General features: G+C 54.1%; 22 protein-coding genes and 1 pseudogene. 10 read left to right on the top strand and 13 right to left on the bottom strand.

Going from position 1 to position 26,148, the window contains the following annotated elements; genetic code table 11:
* Nucleotides 1-56 precede the first annotated feature (56 nt).
* Nucleotides 57-1,010, bottom strand: a complete 954-nt coding sequence (locus ACR0K1_RS22010) for a hypothetical protein (protein WP_480616573.1) — start codon at nt 1,008-1,010, stop codon at nt 57-59.
* A 53-nt stretch (nt 1,011-1,063) separates the two neighbouring features.
* Between ACR0K1_RS22010 and ACR0K1_RS22005 the strand changes: the two genes are divergently transcribed.
* Nucleotides 1,064-1,996 (top strand): LysR family transcriptional regulator, encoded by a 933-nt coding sequence (locus ACR0K1_RS22005; protein WP_480851896.1) that lies wholly within the window; start codon nt 1,064-1,066, stop codon nt 1,994-1,996.
* Between the two features lie 201 nt (nt 1,997-2,197).
* Here the strand turns inward: ACR0K1_RS22005 and ACR0K1_RS22000 are convergent, their stop codons facing one another.
* Both ACR0K1_RS22000 and ACR0K1_RS21995 read right to left on the bottom strand, forming a co-directional pair.
* A complete protein-coding gene (locus ACR0K1_RS22000) occupies nt 2,198-4,048 on the bottom strand; it encodes an adenylate/guanylate cyclase domain-containing protein (RefSeq protein WP_480851895.1) in 1,851 nt (616 codons plus the stop codon).
* A 210-nt stretch (nt 4,049-4,258) separates the two neighbouring features.
* Complete coding sequence (locus tag ACR0K1_RS21995) at nt 4,259-6,121, bottom strand: adenylate/guanylate cyclase domain-containing protein (RefSeq protein ID WP_480851894.1); 1,863 nt, start codon at nt 6,119-6,121, stop codon at nt 4,259-4,261.
* 72 nt (nt 6,122-6,193) lie between these two features.
* Here ACR0K1_RS21995 and ACR0K1_RS21990 point away from each other — a divergent pair, with 72 nt between their 5' ends.
* Nucleotides 6,194-6,646: a YHS domain-containing (seleno)protein gene (locus tag ACR0K1_RS21990; RefSeq protein WP_480616577.1), complete on the top strand. Its 453-nt coding sequence runs from the start codon at nt 6,194-6,196 to the stop codon at nt 6,644-6,646.
* 150 nt (nt 6,647-6,796) lie between these two features.
* Here the strand turns inward: ACR0K1_RS21990 and ACR0K1_RS21985 are convergent, their stop codons facing one another.
* Nucleotides 6,797-7,369: a carboxymuconolactone decarboxylase family protein gene (locus ACR0K1_RS21985; RefSeq protein WP_480851893.1), complete on the bottom strand. Its 573-nt coding sequence runs from the start codon at nt 7,367-7,369 to the stop codon at nt 6,797-6,799.
* Nucleotides 7,370-7,655: 286 nt separating this feature from the next.
* On the opposite strand from ACR0K1_RS21985, the gene ACR0K1_RS21980 reads away from it, so the two are divergent.
* The 3 genes from ACR0K1_RS21980 (at nt 7,656) to ACR0K1_RS21970 (ending at nt 9,247) form a co-directional block, all read left to right on the top strand.
* Nucleotides 7,656-7,868 carry a hypothetical protein gene (locus tag ACR0K1_RS21980; protein ID WP_480616579.1) on the top strand — a complete coding sequence of 71 codons (213 nt, stop codon included), beginning with the start codon at nt 7,656-7,658 and terminating at the stop codon, nt 7,866-7,868.
* A gap of 251 nt (nt 7,869-8,119) precedes the next feature.
* Entirely contained in the window at nt 8,120-8,410 is a 291-nt protein-coding gene (locus tag ACR0K1_RS21975) for an ArsR/SmtB family transcription factor (protein WP_480851892.1), read from the top strand.
* A gap of 153 nt (nt 8,411-8,563) precedes the next feature.
* The gene (locus tag ACR0K1_RS21970; RefSeq protein WP_480616581.1) at nt 8,564-9,247 is read left to right on the top strand and encodes a hypothetical protein; all 684 of its coding nucleotides are present in this window, start codon (nt 8,564-8,566) and stop codon (nt 9,245-9,247) included.
* A 374-nt stretch (nt 9,248-9,621) separates the two neighbouring features.
* On the opposite strand, the gene ACR0K1_RS21965 is transcribed toward ACR0K1_RS21970, so the two are convergent.
* Nucleotides 9,622-10,350 (bottom strand): alpha/beta fold hydrolase, encoded by a 729-nt coding sequence (locus ACR0K1_RS21965; protein ID WP_480851891.1) that lies wholly within the window; start codon nt 10,348-10,350, stop codon nt 9,622-9,624.
* A gap of 29 nt (nt 10,351-10,379) precedes the next feature.
* Between ACR0K1_RS21965 and ACR0K1_RS21960 the strand changes: the two genes are divergently transcribed.
* Entirely contained in the window at nt 10,380-12,062 is a 1,683-nt protein-coding gene (locus ACR0K1_RS21960; protein WP_480851890.1) for an FAD-dependent oxidoreductase, read from the top strand.
* Between the two features lie 239 nt (nt 12,063-12,301).
* Here the strand turns inward: ACR0K1_RS21960 and ACR0K1_RS21955 are convergent, their stop codons facing one another.
* The 8 genes from ACR0K1_RS21955 to ACR0K1_RS21920 form a co-directional block, all read right to left on the bottom strand.
* Entirely contained in the window at nt 12,302-14,284 is a 1,983-nt protein-coding gene (locus ACR0K1_RS21955) for a heparinase II/III domain-containing protein (protein ID WP_480851889.1), read from the bottom strand.
* A gap of 468 nt (nt 14,285-14,752) precedes the next feature.
* The gene (locus ACR0K1_RS21950; RefSeq protein ID WP_480851888.1) at nt 14,753-15,178 is read right to left on the bottom strand and encodes a GNAT family N-acetyltransferase; all 426 of its coding nucleotides are present in this window, start codon (nt 15,176-15,178) and stop codon (nt 14,753-14,755) included.
* Nucleotides 15,166-15,852, bottom strand: a complete 687-nt coding sequence (locus ACR0K1_RS21945) for a D-lyxose/D-mannose family sugar isomerase (RefSeq protein WP_480616586.1) — start codon at nt 15,850-15,852, stop codon at nt 15,166-15,168. Before ACR0K1_RS21945 ends, ACR0K1_RS21950 begins: the two co-directional genes overlap by 13 nt.
* Nucleotides 15,849-17,126, bottom strand: coding sequence for an amylo-alpha-1,6-glucosidase (locus ACR0K1_RS21940; protein ID WP_480616587.1), 1,278 nt, complete (start codon nt 17,124-17,126; stop codon nt 15,849-15,851). The genes ACR0K1_RS21945 and ACR0K1_RS21940 overlap by 4 nt, the downstream gene beginning before the upstream one ends.
* A 12-nt stretch (nt 17,127-17,138) precedes the next feature.
* Nucleotides 17,139-18,179 carry an ABC transporter ATP-binding protein gene (locus ACR0K1_RS21935; RefSeq protein WP_480616588.1) on the bottom strand — a complete coding sequence of 347 codons (1,041 nt, stop codon included), beginning with the start codon at nt 18,177-18,179 and terminating at the stop codon, nt 17,139-17,141.
* Between the two features lie 23 nt (nt 18,180-18,202).
* Nucleotides 18,203-19,039, bottom strand: a complete 837-nt coding sequence (locus ACR0K1_RS21930; RefSeq protein ID WP_170336599.1) for a carbohydrate ABC transporter permease — start codon at nt 19,037-19,039, stop codon at nt 18,203-18,205.
* Nucleotides 19,036-19,881 carry a carbohydrate ABC transporter permease gene (locus ACR0K1_RS21925; RefSeq protein WP_170556212.1) on the bottom strand — a complete coding sequence of 282 codons (846 nt, stop codon included), beginning with the start codon at nt 19,879-19,881 and terminating at the stop codon, nt 19,036-19,038. Before ACR0K1_RS21925 ends, ACR0K1_RS21930 begins: the two co-directional genes overlap by 4 nt.
* Before the next feature lie 74 nt (nt 19,882-19,955).
* A complete protein-coding gene (locus ACR0K1_RS21920; protein WP_480851887.1) occupies nt 19,956-21,179 on the bottom strand; it encodes an ABC transporter substrate-binding protein in 1,224 nt (407 codons plus the stop codon).
* A 261-nt stretch (nt 21,180-21,440) separates the two neighbouring features.
* Between ACR0K1_RS21920 and ACR0K1_RS21915 the strand changes: the two genes are divergently transcribed.
* The 4 genes and pseudogenes from ACR0K1_RS21915 (at nt 21,441) to ACR0K1_RS21900 (ending at nt 26,129) form a co-directional block, all read left to right on the top strand.
* Complete coding sequence (locus ACR0K1_RS21915) at nt 21,441-22,448, top strand: LacI family DNA-binding transcriptional regulator (protein WP_480616591.1); 1,008 nt, start codon at nt 21,441-21,443, stop codon at nt 22,446-22,448.
* A 125-nt stretch (nt 22,449-22,573) separates the two neighbouring features.
* The gene (locus ACR0K1_RS21910; protein ID WP_480616592.1) at nt 22,574-23,647 is read left to right on the top strand and encodes a LacI family DNA-binding transcriptional regulator; all 1,074 of its coding nucleotides are present in this window, start codon (nt 22,574-22,576) and stop codon (nt 23,645-23,647) included.
* A gap of 374 nt (nt 23,648-24,021) precedes the next feature.
* Nucleotides 24,022-24,975, top strand: coding sequence for a DUF6635 family protein (locus ACR0K1_RS21905; protein ID WP_480851886.1), 954 nt, complete (start codon nt 24,022-24,024; stop codon nt 24,973-24,975).
* 134 nt (nt 24,976-25,109) lie between these two features.
* Nucleotides 25,110-26,129, top strand: a pseudogene (locus ACR0K1_RS21900) (IS110 family RNA-guided transposase).
* The last annotated feature ends 19 nt before the right edge of the window (nt 26,130-26,148 follow it).

Raw genomic sequence — 26,148 nt, 5'->3', positions numbered from 1 at the left:
GTTATCCGCTGCATTTCGCATGAACGACCGCTTCTGAGTAGTCTGAGTTGCGGGTATTAAAGACCAGTGTCGTAGCTGGTGAGCCGGAAACTGCTTGGCTTCACCAACGCCCCCATCGCCGCAAACTCCTCGGCCCAGCTTTGTGCTTGTGCGTTCAAAGCCTCCATGTCCGGGCGGTTTGTCCAATAGTTGACGCAAAGCCAGGCCCCGCCTTCGCCTTGCCCGACCGTTCGGTAGAGAAGCGTGTCGTTCTGGTTCATCTTTTGGGTGATGGCCTCGAAGAATGCGCGCACCTCCTCTGGGTCTGCACCGTCGGCCTGTTCGAACAATACGATCTCGACATGTTTGGGGACCCTTAGGTCATCTGCGCCAACTTTCTGAGTCATACCGCCCTCCAGCCGCTTGAGCGGCATTTGTAGGGTCGTCGGACGATCCTCCGGAGCCGCAAGAGACCGACCATCAACAGGGCGCGCACCGAAATATAGGTGCCCAGCCGAAAAGTGGAGCACTTCGTATTCTGTCGTTGGTGCGTTCGCGGCAACGCCCATAACAGAGCAACCGCTTTCAAAGATGTCCTGCTCGACACCGACCACCCATTGCTCGGCGCCACATGCTCCCGGATCAGCGCTGTTTAGGAATCCGGCGAACCCCTCCATCTTGGGCGTGACGGTAAGGTAATCGTTCACGATCAGATCGACTTCTTTAGCCCCCGGCGCCACGTCCGAAGCCCCAACGACGTTCACGTCGCCGCCGAATTTAAGCTCCACGAGGGGCGTGGAACACGCCGGATCGGCAAATGTCGTGAAGTGAGCGTCAATGCGACCTGGAGCGAAGTTGATGGAACGCTTGAGATACCAAGAGGCAATCCCGTCCGGCCCGACCTGTGGGCGTAGTTCACAGGCGATGCTCTCCCATGTGCCGTCCAGGTCGATTGATTGATCCTGCGCCGACGCGGGTGTCCCGAGCATACTGGCGACAAGCAGGCAAAGCGAAGAGCGTGGAATTTCCATGGTGTTGTCCTGTTTTGTAATATTGCACAGGCATGCTGACACAATGGAATTACATGAAACAAATCGATCATTATTATGAATTCATGAATCAAAATAATGCCAATCTTGCGGCCTTGGATTTGAACCTGATCACCGCCATGAGCGCGCTTTTGGAGTACCGGTCGGTTTCAGCAGCGGCAGATTCCGTGGGGCGTACGCAATCCGCCATGTCTCACAGCCTGGCGCGCCTGCGCGACCACTTTCGGGACCCGCTGCTAGTGCGTGACGGCTGGGAGATGCGGCTCACTCCTTTCGCACAGGAATTGCAACCACGAGTTTCCGCCGCGGCAGAGGCCGCCAGATTGATGTTTGAGACAAGTTTTGGGTTCGATCCGGCTACCACCACGCGCCGCATCCGCATTGCGGCACCTGACCTTTGTACGTCGCTTTTCACTGGGTTAGTTAGCGAATTGGCCAAACAGGCGCCACTCGCTTGTGTTGAATTCATTGAGAGCAGCCAAGCCCGGCAAGCGGTTTTGAGGTCTGAGGCGGATATCGGACTTGGATTTGGCTTTCCAAAATCAGACCCAAATCTTGTGCTTCACGAGATCGAGCCGCTTGATTGGAGCACATTCGCACCAGATAACCATCAGTTCGTTAGGGACACCTCGGTCGAGACTTGGAGCGCATCCCGGCACATTATTGTGGGAAAAGGCTATGCGCATGAAGGGCCGGTGGAAAAGGCTCTAAAAAAGCACGGAATCAAGCGCCACATCATAAATTACGCGTCGAATTTCTCCGCCGCACTTATTCTGGCATCGGAGACCAACTCTCTGCTGACCACACTCCGAGCACCGTTCGAAAAATCGGCGGAAAGACTAGGTATGAGAGCCACGCCCACACCGTTCATAATGGCGGATGCGCCGGCCGTCATGATGTTTCGCGCTGAATACGGCAATCCATTTTCTGTCTGGCTTAATGAAATTTGTCAGAAAACAATAAGCTGACGTTCGACGCAAGCGCAGAACCCCGTAGTTATTTGCTCACTAATAACATCCTCTTCAACTTGCGCTAGAGACCGGTTACAGCCCGAAGCGGACCTTCAATATCCGACTTTGCAATTCTCGTGTTGCGGACTTTTCTGCCCTTCGCAGCCGGGAAAGCCGTCCATGCTACGGAGGGGTTGTAAAGAGTTTTCAATGAAAAAATTACTTGTCACCAGACCCTGCTGGCACTTCATACCCAGCGCGTTCCAAACCCTCCATGATCCTGTCGATTAGAGCTTGTGGCATGCCCCGTGCGCGAAACGGGGCGCGAGGGTCCTTGTGAAACTCCGGAAAGCGTTCCCTCAATTGTGACGCTGTTTCTTCCGCCTTTTTCTGATTGCCGTTCAGCGCATAACTGGCGGCAAGGCTGGCCAGTGCCATGTGCGATCCTGCACCCTTTGTCAGTGCGACGTTTATAGCCTCCTGGTAATCGCCATTGGCGATTGCATTCAGATGATCGGCGTTTCTAAAGCCGGGGTGCAATTTTGGATTGAGAGCCCGTGCCCGTGCGATCCATTCAAGGCCATTTTCAAAGTCGCCCGAATAGGCGAGAAAGATACCTAGGTCGGCAAGGATCCAGGAATCATTCGGGTTCAACTCGACTGCCTTCTGCGCATATCTGTGAAACACCTCCATACTTTCGCCAAGCAATCGGCTTCGAACTGCCAGTGCGTAATACGCATCCGGGTTGTCCCGATCCGCTGCAATGGCTCTCTGGGCCGCATCTTCGCTGAGCTGCGCCCAGTCCGGATCTACGTCATAGGAGTACTTATAGGAATCCAGATAGTTGTAGGATAGGCGCGACCAGGCCAATGAGTACCCTGGCTCCTCTTCCACCGTATGCATTAGGCAGTCTCGTGCCCTACGATGTTCCGGCAGCGCAAAGGTCTGATAGAACCAATGCGCCGTCATATAGCATTCATACGCGTCCAGACTTTCCGGCGCCTTGTTGCGGATCAATTGCAGCATCTCGGTTTTGAACAAGGGCGCATCACTTGATCCGATTAGCGCAGCGATCTTCCGGGCGATCTCAAGCTGGACATCCAGAACGTTGGCGAGGCTAAGATCACCTTCAAAGGGACCCGGCGCCTGCAATTGCAAACAAGATTTGGCATCCGTAAATGTCGTGGTGACCCGCAAACGGCTTTCGGATCGCTGCACTGTTCCACTCAAGATGTAATTTGCACCAAGTTCGTTGCGGATTGCGTTGCAATCGGTGTTGTTGCGGAAAGATATGCCTGCCTCTGGCGCCAGTACAAACAAATTTGAAAACTTAGCCAGCAAGGCGTTGATGTCGCGGGTCAATCCGGCGCTGAAGTATTCATCCTCCGGGTCGCTGCCGACATTCTCAAAGGGCAATATCAGAATTCGTGGGCCATTGGGTAAGGCATCGTCCGTAGCCGGGTAAATCAGGTACGAAACCATCAAGAGAACGAAGACGGCCGCCATTGCGAATAAACTTAGCTTTCTTTTTTCGCGCTTCGACGCCGGTTTCACCGCCTGGTCCGCTGGCCAGGTCCAAATCTCGATAGGCTTAGTAATGTTCTTTAGCGTATGCACTCCGGAATGCGCGAACCGGGCACCAATCTTGTCCAGCACCTGTTCCGCCACCGGCTTCGAGATAATAATGCCGCCAGGCGGGGCCAGCGCTTCGAGCCGCGCCGTAACGTTGACGCCATCGCCGAGCAGATCGCCGCCTTCGTCCATAACGTCACCCAGGTGAATGCCGAAGCGGAACCGCAGTATTCCATCCTCCAACTTAGCCCTGTTATGTGCCTTCAGTGCCTCCTGCGCGTCCAATGCCGCCCGCACCGCCTCCACCGGGCTGGCAAACTCTGCAACCACACTGTCGCCAGCGCTTCCAAAAATTCGACCGTCGTGATGCGAAATCTGAGCATCAATCACGGCGCGACAAGCCGTGAGCTCTGTAAGAGCTGCTTCCTCGTCCTCGCCCATCAACCGGGAATATGCCACAGCATCCGCGACGAGGATGGTGGTCAACCGGCGTTCCATAATTGTCTCCCGATCACTCAACCTTACTTCAAAGAGCTTTTTCTTTGTAGTCTGCGTTATGACGCGTCAAATGCTCTTTCTCGGGGAAAGAAGATGTACCGGGGTGTCCGATGAAGTACGGTGCCCGTTGTCTCGCATTGGGTCCGCTTTGGGGGTCTCTCCTGCCGTTCTCTGCGCTATTGATGAGCGGCTGGTGGCAGCCCGAAGCGGTCATTCAAAACCGGCCGCTCGAAGTCCAGATAGCAGCTCTTCTTGCCACTTGCCGCCACCGAACGAAGAAGCATAGGTTGCCGGATCAAAGAAAGGCGACAGTCTAAGCGCCGTCGTTCTGGCGCGCTCAGCGAGTTGTTTTTGACCAGCACGGTGTGCTGACATGGCTAAAACCGCGTGAGGCGAAGGGTCTTCTTTGATCGCGCTGATACCGCGTGTTAGCACTCCGACCGCATCGTCGTCACGATCAAGCAGGTAATACGCCATTCCAAGGTTGGCGAAGGCCCAGCTTGGGGGATGCGGGTTCAGTCGAAACGCCATTTCAATGGGTTCAATTGCTGCCGCCGGGTTGCCGGTATGCAGCAGCAGGCCACCGTGCGTCGCCAATGCCCAGGCATCGTTTGGGTTAAGATCAAGCGCCCTTTGGCTCTCTACAAGAGCGGCTCGGAGTTCTTGGCGCATCCACAGAGCTTCGGCTTTGATTGAATGTGCCAGCCCATTACGTGCATCAAGAGCAATGGCCCGATTCACGCGCTCAAGCGCGAGGTCCACTGACTCGTAGGGCCATTCGCTCCATCCCCACCAGGCGTCGGCAACATGGGTCCATGCCAGACCCGCTTCAGCATCCGAGAAGTTCGGATCCAGCGACAGGGCGCGCGCGAAGTACTTACGGGCTTTGTAATTTGCTTCACGTTCGGTTTTCCGCATCAGAACGCGACCGCGAAGATACATTTCATAGGCGTTCAGGCTCTCCGTTGGAGCCCGCTGCGCACGCTGTTCGACGTCGCGGCTCAAACCGACAGCGAGAGATCCAACAACAGCGTTTGCCACTTTGTCCTGGATTTCAAAAAAATCCTCTATTTCAGTGTCGTAGCGTTCCGACCAAATCAAGCTTCCATCTTCGGTGTTTGAAAGGTCAACCCCCAGCCGCAGATTGCCGCCACTCCGTCTTACAGTTCCACTTACGACGAAATCAGCCCCCAGCTTGCGTTTCAGTTCGTCCAGCCGAAAGTCACTTGAATAAGGCTCAACGGCGTTCCACGATAAGACGACTAGAGAAGGAAAGCGCCCTAGCTGACGTATGACCTCTTCGGTCAGACCATCTGCCAACCAAGTGTCGTCTTCACCTTCTGTCGGATTTCGAAACGGCAAGACAGCGACGACTGGTTTGTCGGCAGTTTTCGAAGCCTCTGGCTCACTTTCAGCAAAAAGTAACTCGCTGAGCACTCCGTGGCGGGAAGCGAAATAAGCGCCTGAAACAAGTGCAATCGCTACAGTCGCGATCAAAACGGGTATTCGGAACCTTTTCCATCCCCCCGCCTTTACCGCAGCTGATCCATGACCGCGAATACAGTAGATGTGTGTGGGCGTTGGAACATTCTTCAGTTTCTTGTGCCCGAGATCATCCACGAGCAGTCCGATACGCCCGCCTTCCTGTTCCAGTACCGCGGATGTGATCGCAATGCCCCCAGGCGGTGCCAACTGCTGAACACGCGCAGAGACATTCACGCCGTCGCCAAGAATGTCGTCGCCATCAATGACGATGTCGCCAAGATTAAGTCCGACGCGCCACTCCAAACCATCTTTGGCCTTCCGGTCTTCCTGAAACTCAATTGCCGCACGAAGCGCTTCTACAACACTTGGAAACTCTGCAAGAAAAGCGTCGCCAGCTGTACTTACGATGCGGCCTGCATGTGCAGTGACAATAACTTCAGCAACGGCATGGCCATCTTTTAATAATCCCAGCGTTGTCGTTTCATCTGCGGCGACCTTTGCAGTGTATCCCACAACATCCGCATGCATGATTGCGGCCAGGCGGCGGCCCGAGGAGGGCACTTCAGCGATCATACGTCTGTCGCTCATGTGGTTGTGATTCCTCATTGTCGCGATGGATCAGGCTTTATGGTAACATACCGCGGACATTGGGAGGCGATCATGAACGCGCTGGTACGGATAGTGATAGCGACTGGACTGTTAGGTGTAATCACCGGCGATGCTATCGCGGAAGACTTGATCAATGCACGACCGGGAGGTCTCGCAGTTAAAGGCTACGATGTGGTGGCCTATTTCACGGAGGAACGCGCAATTGAGGGTTCCGAAGACTATGAGCATGAATGGCGTGGAATCCGATGGCGCTTTTCAACGCCCGAACACCTTGCGGTATTTCAAGGCTCACCAGAAAGCTATGCGCCCCGTTATGGTGGGTTCTGTAGCGGGGGAATGGCTTTGGGAAACCGCGCGCCAATCGATCCAGAGGCCTTCGCGGTGATTGACGGAAAGCTATATCTTAACTTCTCAAAAGCTGTCGCGTCCGAATTTGTCGCAAACTCCGACGATAGGATCGAACAAGCAAATGCCAACTGGGAGACTATGAACGCCGGAAAGTAACGGTTCCTATCCTTTTTGTTGGCAAGGCATGCCGCAAAAAAGCCAGTTTGACGTGGAAATTGGATACTCGACCCGTGCTGCTATGCGTATAGCTGCTCTTGCCTATCTTGCAATGTACATTCAGATTGAGCGGCTTGACACGGCATCAATTTAAGGAATGTCGAGGCCATTTTCCCGGCCGAAATCGGTGTAGAAGGTGTCGCTGCGGTATCGGTTCAAAGTGGCTTCGTCCGCTTGTCTTGGATCGTTGCCAGGACTTTGGACACCTGTTCCTTCAATGAAGCGGTTCACGAGATTAAAGACACCGCACACTTGGATAGCATCAAACAAAGCACTCTCTGACCAGCCTGCCGCATAGACTGCTTTTGCGTCGGCTTCCGTCATGCGTGATGGCAAGACAGTGAGCTTTTCAATGTATGCCAGTAACGGTTTGAGACGATCCTCGACAGGTGCCGTATCACGGTCTTCCATCAGTGCCTCGATTGTCTCGACACCAATACCGTAGGCCTTGGCGAATACGGTGTGCGCCCCATGACAATAGGCACAAGCATTCAAGCCCGAGACATAGGCTGCGATTAATTCACGCTCGGCAACCGAGAGGTCGCTCTCGCCCCGCATCACAAGGCTTTCGTACGCACAAAGTGGAGAAAGTTTGTCTGGAAAAGCCTGATAGACACTTCCAAGTGTTGCGTTCTCCGGCAGAGTTGGAAAAAGACGTTTCATTCAATTTTCTTTCAATCTTGCTATGGATAGCTTTGTCGCAAAGTGAGGAAGTAACGATGTGTACGCAACCTTAAAGCAATTCCGGGTTCCGCACAGAGAGTCCTTTGGAAACCAGCGAGCGGAAGGTTTGCCTGATTGTGTGGCAGCGTGTTCGTCACTTCGTGAAAGGTAATTTCGTACGGTTCTCGTAAATTTGCAAAGTCAGCTTTCTGCGCATTCCTGTCGTTGGGGCATCGTGCAACATCGGTCAATTTGGGCTCACGGCAGACCTTCGAAAGTTCACAAAATGGAGCAGATCGTGGAATTTCCTCTAGCTCTGATCGGCATATTGATCGTTATATTGATCACGTGGCTGATTTTCTCCGTCGTAGGCGACATCGCCAGAGATCGTGGACACAGCCCCTGGCCGTGGTGGATCATCTCGCTTTGCTGGTCGCCATTCGGATCGATGATTGTTCTGTGGCTGTTCTTTGATGTTGTAGAAGAGAGTCCACAATAGGAGCGGGTGTGCCCAGGCGCTTTGAACATACCAACCCTAGAGCTCGTAAACCGGATGAGTTTCGCGGAACATGGAAAGGGCGGAACTACAGGCGAGGCGTGCGAAGGGCTTTGACAGTGAACCTTGTGATCTTCGGTGCGATCTTGGCTGGTGCCGTGTATGTTGTTCACGTCAAAGACGAGGCCAGACAGATTCCCAGAGTTTGGACTCTGAATTCTCATTGAGGAGTCACTTGTTGCAAGCTGAAATGGATGAAAAAAGCGCAAGAAGCTTCAGACTTTTTGAAGGCCATCTCCCACGAGGGACGCTTGCTCATTCTCTGCTATCTGACCACTGGCGAAAAATCGGTACGCGACATTCAGGAGCTGCTGTCCATCAGACAAGCCGCAGCATCCCAACAGCTCACTCGCTTGCGTTTAGAGGGACTGGTAGCCGACAGGCGGGACGGCAAATCTGTGTATTACAGCATCATTGACAAGCGCGTGTATCGCATGGTCCGCGTGGTCCATGATTTGTTTTGTAGTGAAGAGGGTTCGCAATAGGGGGCGAAGGTCGGGTGTGTGGGACAAAGCTGACATCTCGCTCCAATAGAGGCAGGATTAAGTTGAAGGGGAGAGAGAGGCACCATGTCCTTTCTGAAAAAAGGCCTGCCAAAACCTATATTCTAGGATGAGAACTGAAAGGAGAGTGAAATCATGAAACTACTTAATCGCACAATGGTGGTTGCTGTGACTGCTTTGCATCTGTCGGTCTCTCCTACTCTTGCTGAAGGATTGCCTGTCCAAGACCAGCAGATGTTGGCTTTGCGCGTGGCCGAACACAAACCGGAGACCGAAATTTACATCAAGGACCGTCCAATATTGGGATGGCAACTGACCGGCGACAAACTTGAGGATATCCCGGAGCCGATCCGCAGCGCACTGGGTAGCGTTGATTCCACAGGCTATGACGCTGAATATTTGGCCGAGAACAAGGGCTCAATTGTCGCCTTGCAGATGCGCGAGGACGGCACCGATTTCTACATCATAGGCAAAGAAACATTTGACAGAAAATACGAACTAGTTGCCTTGGACGCGGTGGCGGAAAAGAACGGCCGTCTGGTTGAGCGACTGGCGATAGCGCCCGAAGTGGAAAAAATGTTCATTGAGAGAGCCGACGGCCTTGTCGGCGCGCTGAAGACGACACCAGTCGAGATGGTACGAGTTTCCGCCCTTGGCTACGACCTGGACAACGAACTAACCATACAGGCGCCTTGGGGCACTCAGACGAAACCCGCCAATGCTGACGCATTCCTGGTCTGGGATAGTAGTAAAAACCAATACTACATGGTGAACGCTGGCAGCGACGGAAATCCGTCCAGCTACATCCCGGCGCGTTAGTATCTGCGGCCAGTGTAGATTTTGCGTACAAAATCTGCCATCTGAAACGGATATACCATCGCCATGTGTTCTAACTGCCAGCCTCATGGCCCTGCTGGTGGAATACTTGTCAAGTTTGGCCGTTTGGTTAACAGGCATTTTGGGCTCGGAGCGGACCTCGGTGCCGTTACAGCACAGGCCCCGGCCCGGCTGCCAGCTGATCACGCAGACGGCCCGTTGCAGACACTGAGCCATAAAATTTTCTTGCCTCTCGACATTCCGGAAGCAGACTTTTATGCAAATTTGCGCATTCAAGCGCATTCGGCTGGCATCAAATCGGCAATCATACTGCTACCCTAGCATCTCGTGCGGCGATGCTCGATCCGAGTAGTGAATTAACGGTCCCAATGATCATTTAGGTGTACTGCGAATACCTCTGGGCATTCACATATGCTCCAATGCCCAACACCTTCTTCATCGGCCAAAGAGATACTCCAACGATTGCAAAACCTCTTTGCATACTTGATCGGTACAAATGGATCATCAGCGCCCCACATGACCAATCCTCGATCAGCTATACCTGAAAAATCTGCCGACCACTCTGCCGGGTTTTTTGCGGAACGGTAGAGCTTTAGAATGGCGCGTTTCATGTGGTTGTCGATACGCGGGGCTTCGTGATCAGCAATGGTTACAGGCATGCCCGCAGCAATAAGTTGCTGATGGAATTTCTTCGTGCTGCCAAGTGCCATGAAGAGCTCGCCCAAAATCGGCGTTTGCCATTTCCGGGCCAGGGAATGCCACTCGTAGCTGGGTTCCGGCACCGCGTTCACGACAGTCCAGGTCCTTACCGCCTCTGGGTTCATTTGCGCTGCCATGGCGCTCAGAGGCGCTCCCCAGTCGTGACCCACGATGTCAACCGGTCCATGTGCAGCTGCGGTGTCTTCCAATGTCTGGCTCACCCAAGCAAGGTATGCATCCTTGGTCGCGGCAAACCCGCTTGGTGTCGCCCCATCAAAGCCAGGTAGCGTGGGCGCGAGAAACTCTTCCTCGGCCAAGCCGAGGGTCTCGACCAGAGGGCCCCACATGTAACCTGTATCCGGCACTCCATGGATAAAAAGCTTCATAACATCGTTCCTTTGAAACGGCTAAGAAAGTGAACACACTCGAATGCGTGAATGCAAGCGCCTCCGATTCGTGCTTCCCCCACGATGCAGCCATCGCCTCCTCTGCGCGCGCCAACTTGTCCGATGTTTGGGTTGTTCCCGATCGCGTGGGCAAAATTACCCGAGACATGTCAGATCTGATCCGGCAAGATGACGCTTGGGAAACATTAGGGGCACATATGCTCGATCAGGATCGCGTTGATACCGAAATTTCTGCATCGAACACGGACTATGACCTTGTGGTCGTCGGTGCCGGAATCGCAGGTCTGAACGCTCTCAACGCAGCGTGTGAGTATCTTCCCAAGACAGCGCGGGTTCTTTTGCTTGACGAAAAGGACAAGGCGGGCGGCATGTGGAACACGGCCTATGACTACGTGCGCTTGCATCAACCGCATCCGATGTTCACGGTGGGGAACCTGAAATGGAACTGGCGTAAGCCACGTCACTATCTGGCCGCGCGGGATGAGGTGCGGGATCATCTGATCGGCGCTCTGACCTTGGTTCGTGAACGCGTTTCTTTGACCACCGAGTTCGGCCAGACCGTAAGCCGGTGCGAAGAGGTAGCTACAGCCCAGGGGCCCGTAGCAGAGATAGACTACCACCCGGCAGGCGCTGAAGCAGGCAAAGAGACCGTACGTGCGAACAGGGCGATACATGCGCCGGGCCTGAACTACGCTCTGGCAGAACCCTTGTCGCTTTCCAGCCGGAACGTGGTCTCGATCATTCCGCAGGACCTGCGTAGAACATTGGCCGTTCATCCCGGGGCGCAGGTCCATGTGATCGGTGGCGGCAAGACCGGGATGGACACGATTCTGGCGGTACTTGCCGAAGATCCCGATCGGAACGTCACGCTGATCAATGGGCGGGGAACGAACTTCATCAACCGGACAAAGTACATCCCGACCGGTCTCAAGCGATGGACGTCCGGTGAATTGGTGTCGCGTCTTTTTCGCGATGTTGCACTACATTTCGACGGAGAAAACGAAGATCACACGCTTGCCCACCTGCGCGCGGAGCATTCGACGGATCCGCAGACAAAAAACGGCGTGTTTCTTTACGGACTGCAGTCTGAAGATGAGCACGAAAGGATCCAAAACGGCGTAGAAGCAATTCACTGTGATTATCTGACGGATGTCGTGGATACATCGACGGGCCCCGAAATGAGATTACGCGGTGGCGAGACTCTTACGGTTCAGGAAGGCTGTATTTTTGTGAATTGCACCGGCAGCTTTTTCCGCGCTCAGACATTGGCCGATGCGAAGCCACTTGTGTCGCCAAACAATTGCATTTTGTCGATCAACGCACGCAACGCATTGCATTTCCTTACAAGCGTTTCAGGGTTCTTCGCGACGCATCTGCTCTATCGAAACCAACTCCGAGGCCACGGATTCTATACGCTTGATCTGGAAGCGCTGTTTCGGGAAAACCGCAATGCCTGGGTCGGGGCATCTGCGGCACAGGCCTACATGAACCAAGTGGTCGCCGTGCAAACCCTGCCGCTCATGCTCTTGGATCGTTGCGGGCTTGATCTAGACCGCTGGTATCCTCTGCCCCGCCGCATGGCAGGCTTACTGCGAATGAAAGCTAGCGCCGCAAAAGACGTCGCGCATTGTCGCCATACGCTAGACCGCGTTGTAGATCGTTTTGGCATAACAGGCGGCCCCGTTCAGTAATGTTCGCGGCGTGTTACTTCCTAGTTGGAGAATTGGTTTGACCTTGACGGCCCCGACCGGACCTTTGGCCAGTATGTCTTCGCCGCATTGCAGCTTACGCAAAGCGGACATCGCAACCACTCTATTATTTGTGTTCTAAACTGGAACTGAAGTTTCACGCCATTTGAGTTCTGTTGGCGAAAGGGATGGAAGCCAAAAAGTTTTTGCTCCGGCTGGTCATTATTAGTCAAAATTTAGTTTTATTGTTCTTGGATCTCTTGCGTTAGGCTGGCTGCCAAGCTCCATTCCAGTAGTGGAAGAACCGTCAAATCTCGTGACTGCTCATTGCTCTCAAAAGCAATGGCAATGGTTTGCGTACCGGTCATATCATCCGGGTTCACGTCAACCATCAACCTTTTGATGCCTGAGTTCGGATTCTGATCCTTACAGTCTGAATTGTATTCGGTTTCGCATGGGTTTGCCGAGCGCAGAACAAACTTTGCTGCCTTCGGAGACAGAATGCGCACACGCATCCTTTGGCCGTTTTGGCGGAGCGTAGCAAGCGATCCGTCAATAGACACGTCCGCTTCCGTATGCATCGTCCAAGCAACCCGGCCTTTAATGTTGCTTGTGAATTCATCTTGAACCAGCACAGTTGTATCATCCACCAAAGCTATTCCACGCATAATCGTGTTTTTAGATTTTTCGTACGCATCAGAAAGATCAGCGATGGTGAAGATGAACCCGGGAAACTGGCCAAACTCCTCGATTTGCGCTCGACCGGTTGAAGATTGATTAGTCGCTCCAAAAGTCAAGGTGTTCTGCCCGATCGTAGCCGTGCGGTAGTAGTCAAAACGTTTATCGGTAAAATACCCCGGTAGCTGGTAGTTTCCGATCCCCAAGTCCACAGCCCACCGCACGCCATTGGCCTCCAGAACAAATGTTCCTGCGTCCAAATTGTTGTGATGACTGCGGAGCGGTCCGGCTTTAAGCCCTACGAACGTAGCTCTTGGGTCGTCCCAAGCGGATCGTATTGTCACGATACCAAGCCCACCCGCCCAATAGGCGGTTTGACGAACACGTTTTGCTTCAAGCGCAAAGCGTTTCCACCAAAGCAATTCCAAAGCCGGATGGGACGACGGCACAGTGCCGAGAACCTGAACGTCATAGCCTGGTCGGCCAAAGTATGACGCCAGCCAAGAAAGCGCAACCAGATCAGTATTTGTGTTGCTATCACCAAAGTTGAAGAGCATTCCTGTCGGTCCTGTGGAATGGATAATGAACTCCCCAAAGCTCTCCAATCCGACCGAATTTGAAAGCCCAAAGTCATGGCCAAGAACTGAATACAGAGCCTCGATTGTTATCGCCATGTCTCGGGCCGCCAAAGCACCGTACATTGGCCCTTCCGACCATGCTCCGTCCGGCGCAAACACGGAAACCCCATTGCGAATAGAGCCTTGAGCGCGTTGTATAGTACGACTGGCCAAGTCGGGATCTGCTTTAGAAACAACCAAAGCTGCGACGATCATTCCGGCATTGCATACAACATTCCAGTTGAATGATGCGACGGGCCACGTGATGTCTGCAGTTCCGGTTCCATCAGGTAAAATTTCGGGAATTGACGTTGGATCGACCCAACGTTGCGGCTCTACCCAGCCGTGATCGAAATATAGCCCGTCCAGATCATAGATCTTGTCGGCTTGCTTCAATGCCTTTTCGATCAACGCGGTCTCAATGGCTTGACGATCTTGGGGATTGAGGGACTCGTTTATCCAGCTATACCCAATGGAGACAGCCAATGCGACCCTGCTAAGACCCAGAAAATTCTCAGGGTGCCAGTTGTCCAAGTTGGAAAGTTGTAGTAGCTCCATCCGGGTTCGCTCGGCATAGCGTTTGTCACCCGTCAAACGCCACGCCATGGCCAATGTCGTCAGGCGTTCAACAGGCCTTTCGCCAAAACCCGCAAAAGCCTGATGTATCTCGCCTTGCTCTTTTTGAAGTATGTCGACGATCGTAGGTGATCTGAGGTGCGCATTCGCCTCTTTAATTAGCTCTTTGTACTTCAAATCAAACTTTGCATCAGTGTGCCGCTGAGCCTTAAGCCGCTGGACGACCTCTTGAGTGAGAAGTACCTCGGGTACAAAAGACTGCGACGCTGCGTTCGATGCGCAAAAGCAAAGGAAGAGTGATATTGGCAGAAGACAGGCAAAACGTATCCTAGCGCTCAAGACAGCCGCGATCATGACAAACTTTCCGTTGCTAAAACGCCTACGAACTGACCCTGCAATTTGAAGGGCATACTGTCAAAGGTGAGAATAGCACCATTCAGGCTCTTCAATTCCGAAAGATGACGGCGAGTATGGCTCTCTTCAGAGTCATATTTCTAGACCAAGCTCAAATTCGGTCCTGTTATGCGCGGCTCAGGATCCTCCGTCGGGGTCGCCATTGTCATCAGAAGCGAACGGCCCAAACCTGCCATTGAGCAAAATCCGAGATCGCTGCAATGCGCCCGCCAAAGCCGCCATTCGCCGCAGCTGCAAACATGGGTGTCTGGCGAACCAACGGTCTGCGGACAAAACCTGCCTCGGTGTTTCCCTCTCGAATAACTGTTGTATGCGCTTTGCAACCGCGGTGTGACACACCTCAACTAAACTCTGCAGCAAATCCGTTGTGAGTAGCCGATTATGCACTCTTAGGCTTCGCACGGAGGGTCAAATAATTAAACGTTGCAAAAACCAACGACAGTGCTCTGGAGGCGTCTTATCCGGCCCGTTTTCCAGATGGCCAAACTGTACAAATCCCCAACGAAGATAGACCTGTCGGGCCTTAGGGTTTGAGGTATCGAGCCAGACGCTATGACAGCCTCTTGCCCTGGCCAAAGTACAAGCGCGGTCGAACAGGGCTCTTGCCAGCCCCTGACGCCGAAATGGTGGGGCCACCCAAAGTACTTTTAGCAAGAACCAACCGTAAGATGTTGTACCCAAAAGCCCGCCTTTCAGAACTCCATCCTTTTGGCAGACAAGTTCAATTGTACTGTTGACACCTTGCGACTGCTGGCGGCTCAGATCGTTCAATAAGGAACTTTCCAATTCCAGCGCCAGATCGTCACTATCGGTTTCATCAATCAGCCAAACCATTTTGAGTAGTCGCTGACCAAAAGATGTGTTGGAAAAGTATCCTCCTCAACCTCAGAGAAACGTCCAATGGGCTCACGAAAGACATTGTCTGTTTCATCGTCATTGACGGTCGAGACCTCACCGATCAGAACGTCCCCGCCTTCGCCCCAGAACGCGTGCCAATCGCCAGGGCGTAAAGTGACGCTTTCACCGGGCGCCAGGCGCAGTTTCTCACCCGGACCAAAGTTGTGGCGGATGCCGTCCAACCAGACCACTCCACCGCGGTCTTCTGCAAAACCGCCCGCGTCGTCCGAGCCGAAGAGTTCAACGACCAGCGTCGCGCCGCCGCGGTTGATGATATCTTCGGCCTTTAGAACATGCGTGTGCATTGGCGACAGCTGATCCTGCCGTGAAATCAGGAGCTTCTCGGCGTAGCACATGCCGCCGCCTTTGGCCAAATCACTCTGTAGACCGTTGCGCAGCGTGAAAAGAAACAGGCCCATCCTATCAAAGTCACCGGCACCATAGTCGGTGATATCCCAGCCGTAACGCGCGTCGATCACGTGACGGACGTCACGTTCACGTGCCTTGAACTCCTCGGGTGTCCAATAAGCGAAAGGTGGTAACGTGAAACCGTGAGAGCGAATTACGTCGTCTGCGTACGCCATAACCTCGTTGATACGTGAGCGTTTCATGCAGCCACTTTTTGAGCCTTGAGGATTTCGATTACCATTGCAGCCGTCCAGGTAAAGTCTCCGCCGCCACATGGCTCCCCACTGACTGGATCATAGTATTCCGCAAAGCCGCTTTTCTCGATGAGGCGCAAGCTGTCAGCCAGGATGCGCTGCGCCATAGCGTTCTGTCCCGACCGGGCCAGACCTTCCGCGATCAAATAATTCACGACCAACCATGTTGGCCCACGCCAATAGCGTTTGCTGTCAAAGGCGTCATCCGCCGGATCGTGACTGGGCACCAGATAATCGCATCGCTCGGCCAACAATTCGATCCTTTGAGCCAGCGCTTCGGCGCGTCCGTTGGGCACGTGCGCAATTGCCGCAAGTAAGCCACCGACCGTTGGCGTGTCCTGCAATCTACTCGCGGCACGGTTGTAACACGAATATTGCCCAAGCGTTGGATTCCATAAGTTTTCCAGCGTTGCGCGGCCCTTGGCAGCCATATTACGGGCTTCGGAAGCCATCGACGGAATGCCCAAGATTTCGGCCAATTCAGCGACATCGTCGCAGGACCTTATCAGGATGGCGTTAAAGCCCGGGTCAACCAGTCGGAATGGTGAGGCGTCATGCAGTTTCGCATTGTCCCATCCCAATTCGCGGAAGTGCTCAACCAACCAGATATACCTTTGATACTGATCATCAGTCGGGCGGTGTTCGGGATTGGCGTGTGCCGTATCGCGCCGGGTAAAAGGGGTTACGCCCTCAGTTGGCACGGCCTCCAACCCCTCGTCCCAATCTACAGAATTGTCCCGACCAGACTCCCATGGGTGCAGGATCGCCACCAGCCCAGTGCCTTCGGGATCACGGTTGCGATAAAACCACTGATGCCATGCATGGACTTTCGGTAAGAGCCTGCCCAGACGCGCACGCGCGACAGCTTTGTCATCAGAGCGGTCGTAAAGCTTGCGTAAAGCCAAGCCAGCGACCGCTGGCTGAGTGATCCCGGTCGTGGGTACGACTTGGCCGGTTTGCCAGACATCGGGACCGGGAAAATACCCGTCATCAGGTTCGTGGAAAACGATATGGGGCACCATACCGTCATCCCACTGATGCGCCATGAGAGTCTCGACTTCGACCCAGGCCCGGTCCATGTCAAAATGCGAAAATCCAAGCGCAGACAAGGCGCTGTCCCAGTTCCATTGGAACGGATAGAGACCGTGGGTTGGCACAGTATAGCTGCCCCGGTCATTTCCTTCCATAATGTCACGGGCCCGATCAATCAGCGCTTGGCTCATCCTGCTTCTCCCTTAGGCGACGGCCAGAGTGGTTTCCGGGTCAAACCAACGTCCCCTGCCTTCTTGGGGTGCCAGTGTAATTACGTCGCCCGGCTTCACGTTGAGTTCACTGTCCAATACAGCGCGGAACTGGTGCCCGTCGACATCACAAGTCACCAGCAAATGTGCGCCCAAAGGCTCAACGACCTTAGCGCGCGCACCAAAGCCCGCATCAGCAACGCGCAGATCTTCCGGGCGAATGGCCCATTTCAGATCTTTGCCACTTGCCGGGCCGTCAAAGTTTTGCCCTGCGACGGTCCAGCGACCAGAGCCCGCAGCTTCAGCGGGGAGGAAATTCATCGGCGGGTTGCCGATAAAACTGGCCACAAACTCGGCCGCTGGATCCCTGTAAACCTCGATGGGCGAGGCTGCCTGAACGATTTTGCCCTGATGCATGACGCTGATCCGGTCGGCCATGGACATGGCTTCGACTTGGTCGTGGGTCACATAGATGGCGGTGGTTTTGCTTTCGGCCAAAACGCCCTTTAGCTCAGCCCGCATTTCCATCCGCAACAGTGCGTCCAGGTTCGAAAGCGGTTCGTCCATCAGGATTACGTCCGGCTCCATTGCCAATGCACGGGCAACTGCGACCCGTTGGCGCTGACCACCTGACAGCTCACCCGAATAGCGCTTCAAGAGCTGCTCGATATGCATCAACCCTGCCGTACGCTCGACGCGGCGTTTAACTTCGTCATCGGGCAATTTTTGCATCCGCAGTCCAAAGCCAATGTTCTCGAACACCGTCAGGTGTGGAAAGACCGCATAGTTCTGGAACACCATCGAAATGCCGCGATCCTTGGGCGATAGGTGATCCACACGACGCCCTCCGATCCAGACTTCACCGGTTGTAGCCGTCTCAAGTCCGGCGATGATACGCAAGAGTGTAGACTTACCACAGCCAGAAGCCCCCAGAAGGACCATAAATTCCTGGTCTGCGATGGTCAGGTTGATGTCGTGCAGAGCTTGGTAAGACCCAAAGCTCTTGGCGACGTTTTTGATCTGTATTTCAGCCATAACAGTTTCCTTTCAGCCACCGCTCAGCGGTTGGCGATGCCCCACATGGCAAAGAGATATTTGCGCACAGCGAAGATGAAGATCAGTGCAGGCACCACGAGGATGAAGCCGCCTGCGAATTTCAGGTGCAACGGAGCTTCGCCCAATGTCTGCAATAGGAACGCGGGAAGCGTCCGGTTCTCGATGGTCAGCACGGCCGCCGCGAACACTTCGTTCCACGAAATCACGAAGGCGAAGATCGCCGAGGCCGTGATCCCAGGTAACACTAGAGGTAGGATCACCTTGGTAAATGCGGTCAGGCGCGTGCAGCCCAAAGTCCAGGCTGCTTCCTCCAGTTCCAACGGAATGCCCGAGAAGAGCGAGAAAGTGATCAGCACCGCGAACGGAATCGCCAGGGTCGTGTGCACAAGAGACAGGCCAAAGGCCGTGTCATCCAGCCCTGTGCGTATAAAGAGAACCGCAAGTGGAAGCGCCAGAAGCGGAAGCGGGAAAGCCCGCGTCAGCAAGATCAGCAACCGGAACAGCTCTTTCCCTCGAAATTCAAACCGAGAGAGAGCGTAACCTGCCGGCGCTCCGATGGTGATTGACATCACCATCGTCAGCACAGCAACTACCACCGAGTTCCACAAAGCCATCAGCATCCCCTGGAACCCCATGAAGAAGTTTATGGATCCCATATTGAACTCCGGAATGAAGCTCTTCGGGAAGCTGTTCACCGTTTCCGGCGAAGACATCGTGTTCACGAACAACAGGTAGAGAGGTACGATCACCCAGGCACACAGCAATATCACTCCGGCCCGGTAGATCCCCCTGCCCGCCTTTCGGGCGTCAGGGGCTACAACATCAGCTACAGCGGTCATATCGTTGCTCCTTTCGGGACACGCAGTGCGCGCATGATGAGCAGAGTAAAGACGATCGAGATGATCAGAACGATGATCGCCAGTGCAGCTGCTCCGCCGCCATTTTGCAGGTCAAATTGGTAGGCATAGATTTCGCCCATGAGCACTGGGAAGAGCGTGCCACCGAGCGCTGCGACCACAGCAAAGACTTCAAAAGCCAGAATGACGCGCAGGATCAATGCTGTTTGCAGCGATGGACGCAACATTGGCAGGGTGATCCGGGTGAATTGCTTCCACCGAGAGGCTCCAAACACATCGGCGGCCTCATAATATTCTTTGGGGATCAATCCGATGCCCGCCACCAGGATCACAAGCATGATCGCGGTCGCACGCCAAATCTCGGCCAGCATGATCGCCAGGAAGACAATCCACGGGGATTGATAGCTAAGCAAGCTTACAGGTTGGTCCGTGACACCAAGTCCTACCATCATCGAGTTCAGGAAACCCGATTGCTCGAAGATCGCCAGCCAGATGATACCGGCAGCAAGGTCAGATATGCCAAGCGGAATTGTCCAAATATATAGAACCAGATCGCGGCCCTTTTGCATCTTCGTGACCATCGTGGCCATCAGAAGGGACAGTGCCAGCTGGATCGGCACGACAGCAGCGGCCAGAAGGAATGTATTCTTCATCGAGATCGGGAACTTCCAGTAGCTCACAACCTCGCGAAAGTTATCCAGTGAGAAACCGTTCTCTGTTCCAAACGCCTCCTGCGCAACCAGCACAAACGGGTAGAGGAAAAACAGACAGAGAAACAGGGTCACCGGGAGGATCAGAAAGTATGGCAATAGCCGCGCTTCCATCGGACCGCTCCTTTAAATTGAGAAAATGCTGGGAAACGGGCCGCCGGCAAAGCGGCCCACCTATTTGTTTGGACTTATTCGACGGGACATGGGCCGTCTGAAGGCGCATCAGGAGCCCAGCAGGGAGCGCCAGTTTCGTTCATGATCTTTTCGAGCTGTTTCTTTTGATCATCCAGAACCTGCTCGATGGGTTGCCCCGCCAATACAATGCGCTCGAACGTGTCCACATAGACACGGTTGAAATCACCACCCATGCTGCCCAAACCGGCAGGCAGCAGTCCAGGATTGGCGTCTGCCGATCCGCTCATTGTGGCGACCGCTTCTCCTGCGGCCTTGACCGAAGGCGGCAGGTCGTCCGGCAATTCTACTTCAACCACGGGGAAGAAATTTGTGGCCTTCAGCGTCGCAATTTGTGTTTCGGGCTGCATCAGATAAGTCACCAGAGCTTTCGCGCTTTCGGCGTCCGGTGCGGTACGCGGGATGGCAACACCAGCCAGAACAGGCATGAAACCACGACCAGTCGGACCCGCAGGTGCCGGGAAGGCGACGAAGTCGTCAGGGCGCTCATTGAAGGCCTGCGCCAAACGCGAGGTATGATCGAAAACGATCCAGGCATCGCCGTTCAACAGCTGTTCCTGCATGAAAGAGAAGTTGGTCGATGCAGGGTTTGTATGGCTCCACAGCTCTTTGAATTTCTCCCATGCCGTCACGGCCTCCGGCGACGCAAAAGTACGCACAACACCATCTGTGTAGGACGGATAGAGGTAGCCCTGGAAGAACCGGTGCTTCAGCCCCTTGGGACCCGCAGGAAAGCCGAATTTCTTCTGGCCGGTCGCTTCTTCAACATTGGCCGCCCAGGCGATCAACTGGTCATAGGTCAACGCATTGATATCTGCACCGTCGGGCAGGTACTGCAGCGCTTCAGTGTTCGCGGCCATGATGTAGCTCGCTTGCATCCATGGCATGTAGTGAAGGCTGTCAGTTCCAAGCTTGGCCAGATCGTTAAATGTGTCTGAGGCCGACGAGACGCCCAGTTCGCCGAGATCCATCAGGTCTTCGGGGTTCATCGCCGAGAAGTTACCATGCAAGGACCCCAGCAAATCAATGCTGCCCGAACCAGCTTGCAGTTCGGCTTGCAGACGTGTCAGCCACGGCCCATCTTCGTTCGGCTGGTAATCAACTTCGCCATTAAAGCCTCCAAGGACCTCGGTCCGCATCGCCTGAGCTTCTTCAGCAGGTCGGGCCTGCGTTGACCAGAACAGAGTTTCCGCTTGTACGGCAGCGGCGCCGACAAGCATGGCAACACCGGATACGGCACCCGCCAGTTTCGAATGAATAGACATGTTTTCCTCCGTTATGCCTGAGGTTGACCGACAACTGGCAACCTCCCTCCCTCGCCGACGAACTTGGATTAGCCTATGGCGAATGGAAGCACTATGATACAACGTTATATCAGGAGTCAAGCCCGAGGCCATTTTGTGTTTTTTATATTTTACTTGATATTTTTTTGAGTCCCCTGCAAATTTAGAAGAACGTTATATCTAAAAACAGCTGCCATGATGAAAAAGCCCACCCTATCTAGCGTTGCCAAAGAAGCGGGCGTATCGGTCCCCACCGTCAGTCAGGTCATGCGCGACACTGGGCGAATTTCAGAGCAAACGCGGCAGAAAGTCCTGAACGCCGCAAAGCGATTGCGATACGTCCCAAATCACGCAGCAGCCACTATGCGATCAGGCGAAAATCGCGAAGTCGGCTTTATGTTGAATAAGCTGGCGAACCCATTTAACTCGGAAGTTGTCAGCAGCGCCGTTGACCTTCTTGAGTCCGAAGGCTTCATGGTTTCGATCCTCGATGCGCAAGGCGATCTTCAGCGCCAGGACCGCCTCATGGAAGCCTGCATCCGATTTGGTCGCGGGGGATTGATCTGGGTTCCGGCACTCGAAACAAAAGAAGACTCGTTGGAGCTCATAAATGCTCATAACGTGCCCACTGTCACCTTTATGCGGAAAGTGTCGAAGTCTCTTGACTATGTCGGCGTTCTAAACACCGAAGCTCTGATTCAGGCGACACAGCATTTGATCGATTTAGGGCACAGGCACATCGCCTATTTTGGCGGAACCGAGCAAACATCCGTGCGCGAGGAGCGTATAGCAGGATACTTGGACGCTCTAAAGCCGTTGGATGGCGTGCAACCGATTATTTGGCCCTGTGACGACAACAAACGCGCTGGCTTTGATGCAATAGCAGCACTCCGAAAGCAGCATCCTGAGGTGACGAGCATCGTTTGCAATGGTGATGTTGTAGCGCTTGGAGCCTGCCTTGGACTGATCCGATCCGGGCTAGCGCCGGGACATGATTTTTCCGTCGTGGGTTTCGATGACATTGAGGATGCCGGTATCGCGACCCCCGGCCTCACCACGATGGCGATCAACCCAAAAATGCTGGGCACGCGATTGGCCGAGGTCCTGTTGGACCGACTGAGAACACCAAACCTCCCTGTTCGGCATCTCGAATACTCTGCAACGTTGAAAGTGCGAGAAACTTCAGGAGCCGTGTCCAACCCTTAAAAGTGTTTCAGCTCAGAATGTTACAGCAGCAGGTCGATACTCGTCCAGCGCGTGGAACGAAGGACTAATATGCGTTGCACCCTGGCATCTCGACATCTTTTACCCCGTAGTTATCGAACAGCCTTATGTCGGATGGAAACAAGAAAAAGCATTCAAGAAAGGTTGGCCCAAGGGTAACAACCCTTGCAGACCTGTCCGAACATACCGGGCTTTCTAAGAGCACCGTCTCGCGAGCGCTTTCCGGCTATTCCGACATATCTGCGGAAACAAAGCAAAGAGTGCAAGATGCCGCGAAAAAACTTGGCTACCATCCGTCAGCAATCGCCAGATCCATTAAGACAGGTACGAGCCAGTCTGCAGCCATTATTTTGCCGCAGGGGTATGAGGAAGCGAATGCACTAGCAACACTTGAATTGATTGAAGGGATTAGCAACGAGCTCCTGTCCAAAGATTGGACATTGACTGTTTGTTCGACGAACGGTCTTGATAGGCTTTCAGAAATTCAGCGCCTGATCATTCAAGAAAAACGCGTCGATGGTTGCATCATACCCACTCCGGCGACTAACGATTCACGCATTGAAATGTTATCCGAATATGGGATGCCTTTTGTCACCTATGGCCATGTCGACGGTTTAAGCAGCCTGTATTGCGATGTCGATATCGATGGTTGCATCGCAAACTCTGTGTCTATTCTTAAAGACAGCGGACATACCAGAATTGCGTTTGTCGGGCTCAATAAGAGCAACATTGATCCCGATCATTGGTTACACAGCTTTCATCGGTCGATGAGCCAATCTGATTTGGCCATAGTACCAGGGTTTCAGAGTAATAACAGTTCAAGCGTGCAAGATGCCAAACAGTTTGCTCAAGTCCTGCTGTCGTCGAGCAACCCCCCGACAGCTTTTTTGTGTGAAAGTGATACTGTTGCCTTTGGGGTGTATGCAGCGTGCCGAGAACTCGGGATTTCAGTTGGTGAACAAGTCTCGGTAATTGGGTTCGGAAATCATACTTTGATTGATTGCTTCTCCCCTGGATTGACGAGTTATTCGGTCGACTACCGAAAGTCTGGTGCCGAACTGGCAAACCTGCTCTTAGACCATATACAAAATCTGGACGCCCCTAGGTGCGGCTATCTCGAAGAAGCAGCTCTGGTCCGTCGCGAATCTGTGGGGCAAAGGAACTCAATTTCGAGCTCTTGAGCAAAAAGGGAACCACCAATATTGCTTGGGGATCAGTTCCTCATGCCAGCCGGGTTTGGAAGCTTTAGGATTGCTCGGTACCGCAACAATCTCAACATTGGTGGTTCTCCGCCAGAAACGCACAAAGTGCACAGTCAGGTTCTCGCGCCGCGATTGATCTGGTCATAGCCGCGAAACTTTCGAAGGAACACTGTTACTGACGCGTTGAAAACAGAACGTGGACGCTCCAATGTGAAACCTCGCCAACGCCTTGCAGCAACTATGTGCTAACGTGAGATGTAACTACTAGATCGGAAGCAAGCGCTCCAATACAAGAAGCAGTAAGGAAAGCGCTTCTTCGTTGCTCAGTGTGAGGGATATGCAGGGTAACTGCCATGTTTTCATCATCAACCCCCACCATTGCATCCGACATAGCTTCATCATCGAAGCACCGTGACTACTTCGCAGACCGACGGGCGAAAGTTGATGAGTTTATTACGAGACATTTCACTTGGCCCGGAACACTTAGCCTACATCGATCAGCGCTCGGCTTGGACATTATTCGAGCCCCAATAAATGTGATGCTGTCACCGGCATATGTACTGACGCGCATCGCGTCGTTCCTATTCTGTCGTATTGGATGGAGCGCAGGCGCGGACTTATTGGCTTCACGACGCATCTTGCTGCGCACTACCGTGGCTCGTAGGGTAGAGGCCTGCATAGTAACCGATCTGCTGCAGCTGCCAGTGGCATACGATTCTGATGCGTTGTCGCAAACGGTGCTTGCAGCGCCCGAATTCCGTGAAATGATACGCAAACGCAAGAACACAGCAGATGCCGAGGCTCTTGGCCATCGAATTGCATGCGCAATTTCTGAATACGTGGGAACACGGTTCGCCGTGGCTGAAATGACCACTGTAGTCTGCATGCTTGGTATCGGTGCTCTAGTCTTTCAGGCGATAACGCCAGGTGCGCTGTCAATGGCACCGGGTATTGCCGAAGCCATGGCAAGGTCCACAGCGATCGCGGAATTTCCACTGGGCCAAACAATTGGAGGGATGTGGTACGGCGTATTTCCGGCGGGAGCATCACCTGGCCTGATCACCGCCACGGTTGCCGGGCTTGTCATGATCGGGTCGGTTATAGCTGCGTTCGCAGGTATGTTGGCCGATCCGGTGCAATGCCACCTTGGCATCCACCGCCGACGCCTTTTACGCCTGATCGGCACGCTCGAGGCGGAACTTGCTGATGCCAGCTACAGACCCTTTATCGCGCGTGAGCACTACTATGCGCGGTTTCTGGACCTTTGGGATGCCGGAACGAGTGCATTTCGGTTCTTCCGGAACTAAAAAACAGGCACGCACGTATAGTTTATCCCAATCACAGTCGGCCCATTGCGGATGGAGTGGGTGGCTCCTGCTCCACCGGCGTCGCGATGCGCCATACTGCAGTTGTCTTTGACTGCTAGGAAAGGAGCCACCCAATGACAGTTAAAACAGTTGGACTGGATCTGGCCAAGGACGTGTTCCAGGTTCATGGAATTTCGGCCGCTGGCCGCAAGATATTCAACAAGAAGATCAAGCGCCCGAAGCTGCTTGCGTTTTTCGAGGCCCTTCCGCGCTGTGTTGTCGGCATTGAAGCCTGCGGCTCCGCCCACTATTGGGGCCGTGAACTCAGCAGGCTGGGCCATGATGTACGCCTAATGCCAGCAGCCTATGTCAAACCCTATGTAAAGCGCGGCAAGACCGACGCCGCTGATGCCGAGGCGATCTGCGAGGCCGTCCGTCGGCCAACAATGCGGTTCGTCGAAGTGAAATCCGAAGACCAGCAGGCAATCCTGGCGCTGCACCGCACGCGGGATCTCGCAGTCCGGTAGCGCACGCAGCTGGCGAATATGATCCGAAGCCTTCTGCGCGAATTCGGCCATGTGCTGCGGAGCGGGATCGAGGCTGTGATTGCCTTCGCCAAACGCCACCTTGAAGGGGAACGGCCCGACATGCCGGATCTGGCGAGCGGCATTCTCGGCACAGTCTGCTACCAGTTTCTTGGCGTTCACGAGCGCGTTGAAGGCTATTCAAAGATGATCGAGAAGCATGCGCTGCTGGATGCCGGCGCCCGGCGCCTGATGCGCATGCCGGGCGTCGGCTCGATTACCGCCTCCGCAATCGTGGCGACCATCGGAAATGCTAAGCAATTCCGGACTGGCCGCGATCTTGCGGCCTGGCTGCGGCTGACCCCGCTCAACAAATCCAGCGGCGGAAAGGAAAAGCTCGGCAAGATCACCAAGAAGGGCGACCGCTACATCCGAAAGCTCCTGATCACCGGCATGACATCCCGTGCCCTGATGGGCAGGAAGCATCCGGAGCGCATAGATATCTGGAGCGCCAGAATCCTCGCAGAGAAACCGTTTCGGTTGGCGACAGTCGCCATGGCCAACAAGAGCGCCCGGATCATCTGGGCGATACTGACGAAACAACAGGAGTACCGGCAGCCGACCGCCTGAACAGGCCGACCTGCCCAGA

It is taken from the genome of Ruegeria sp. F5 (assembly GCF_056533845.1).
Note: the sequence above shows the minus strand (reverse complement) of the source record. Positions and strands in the feature narration are given on the sequence as shown.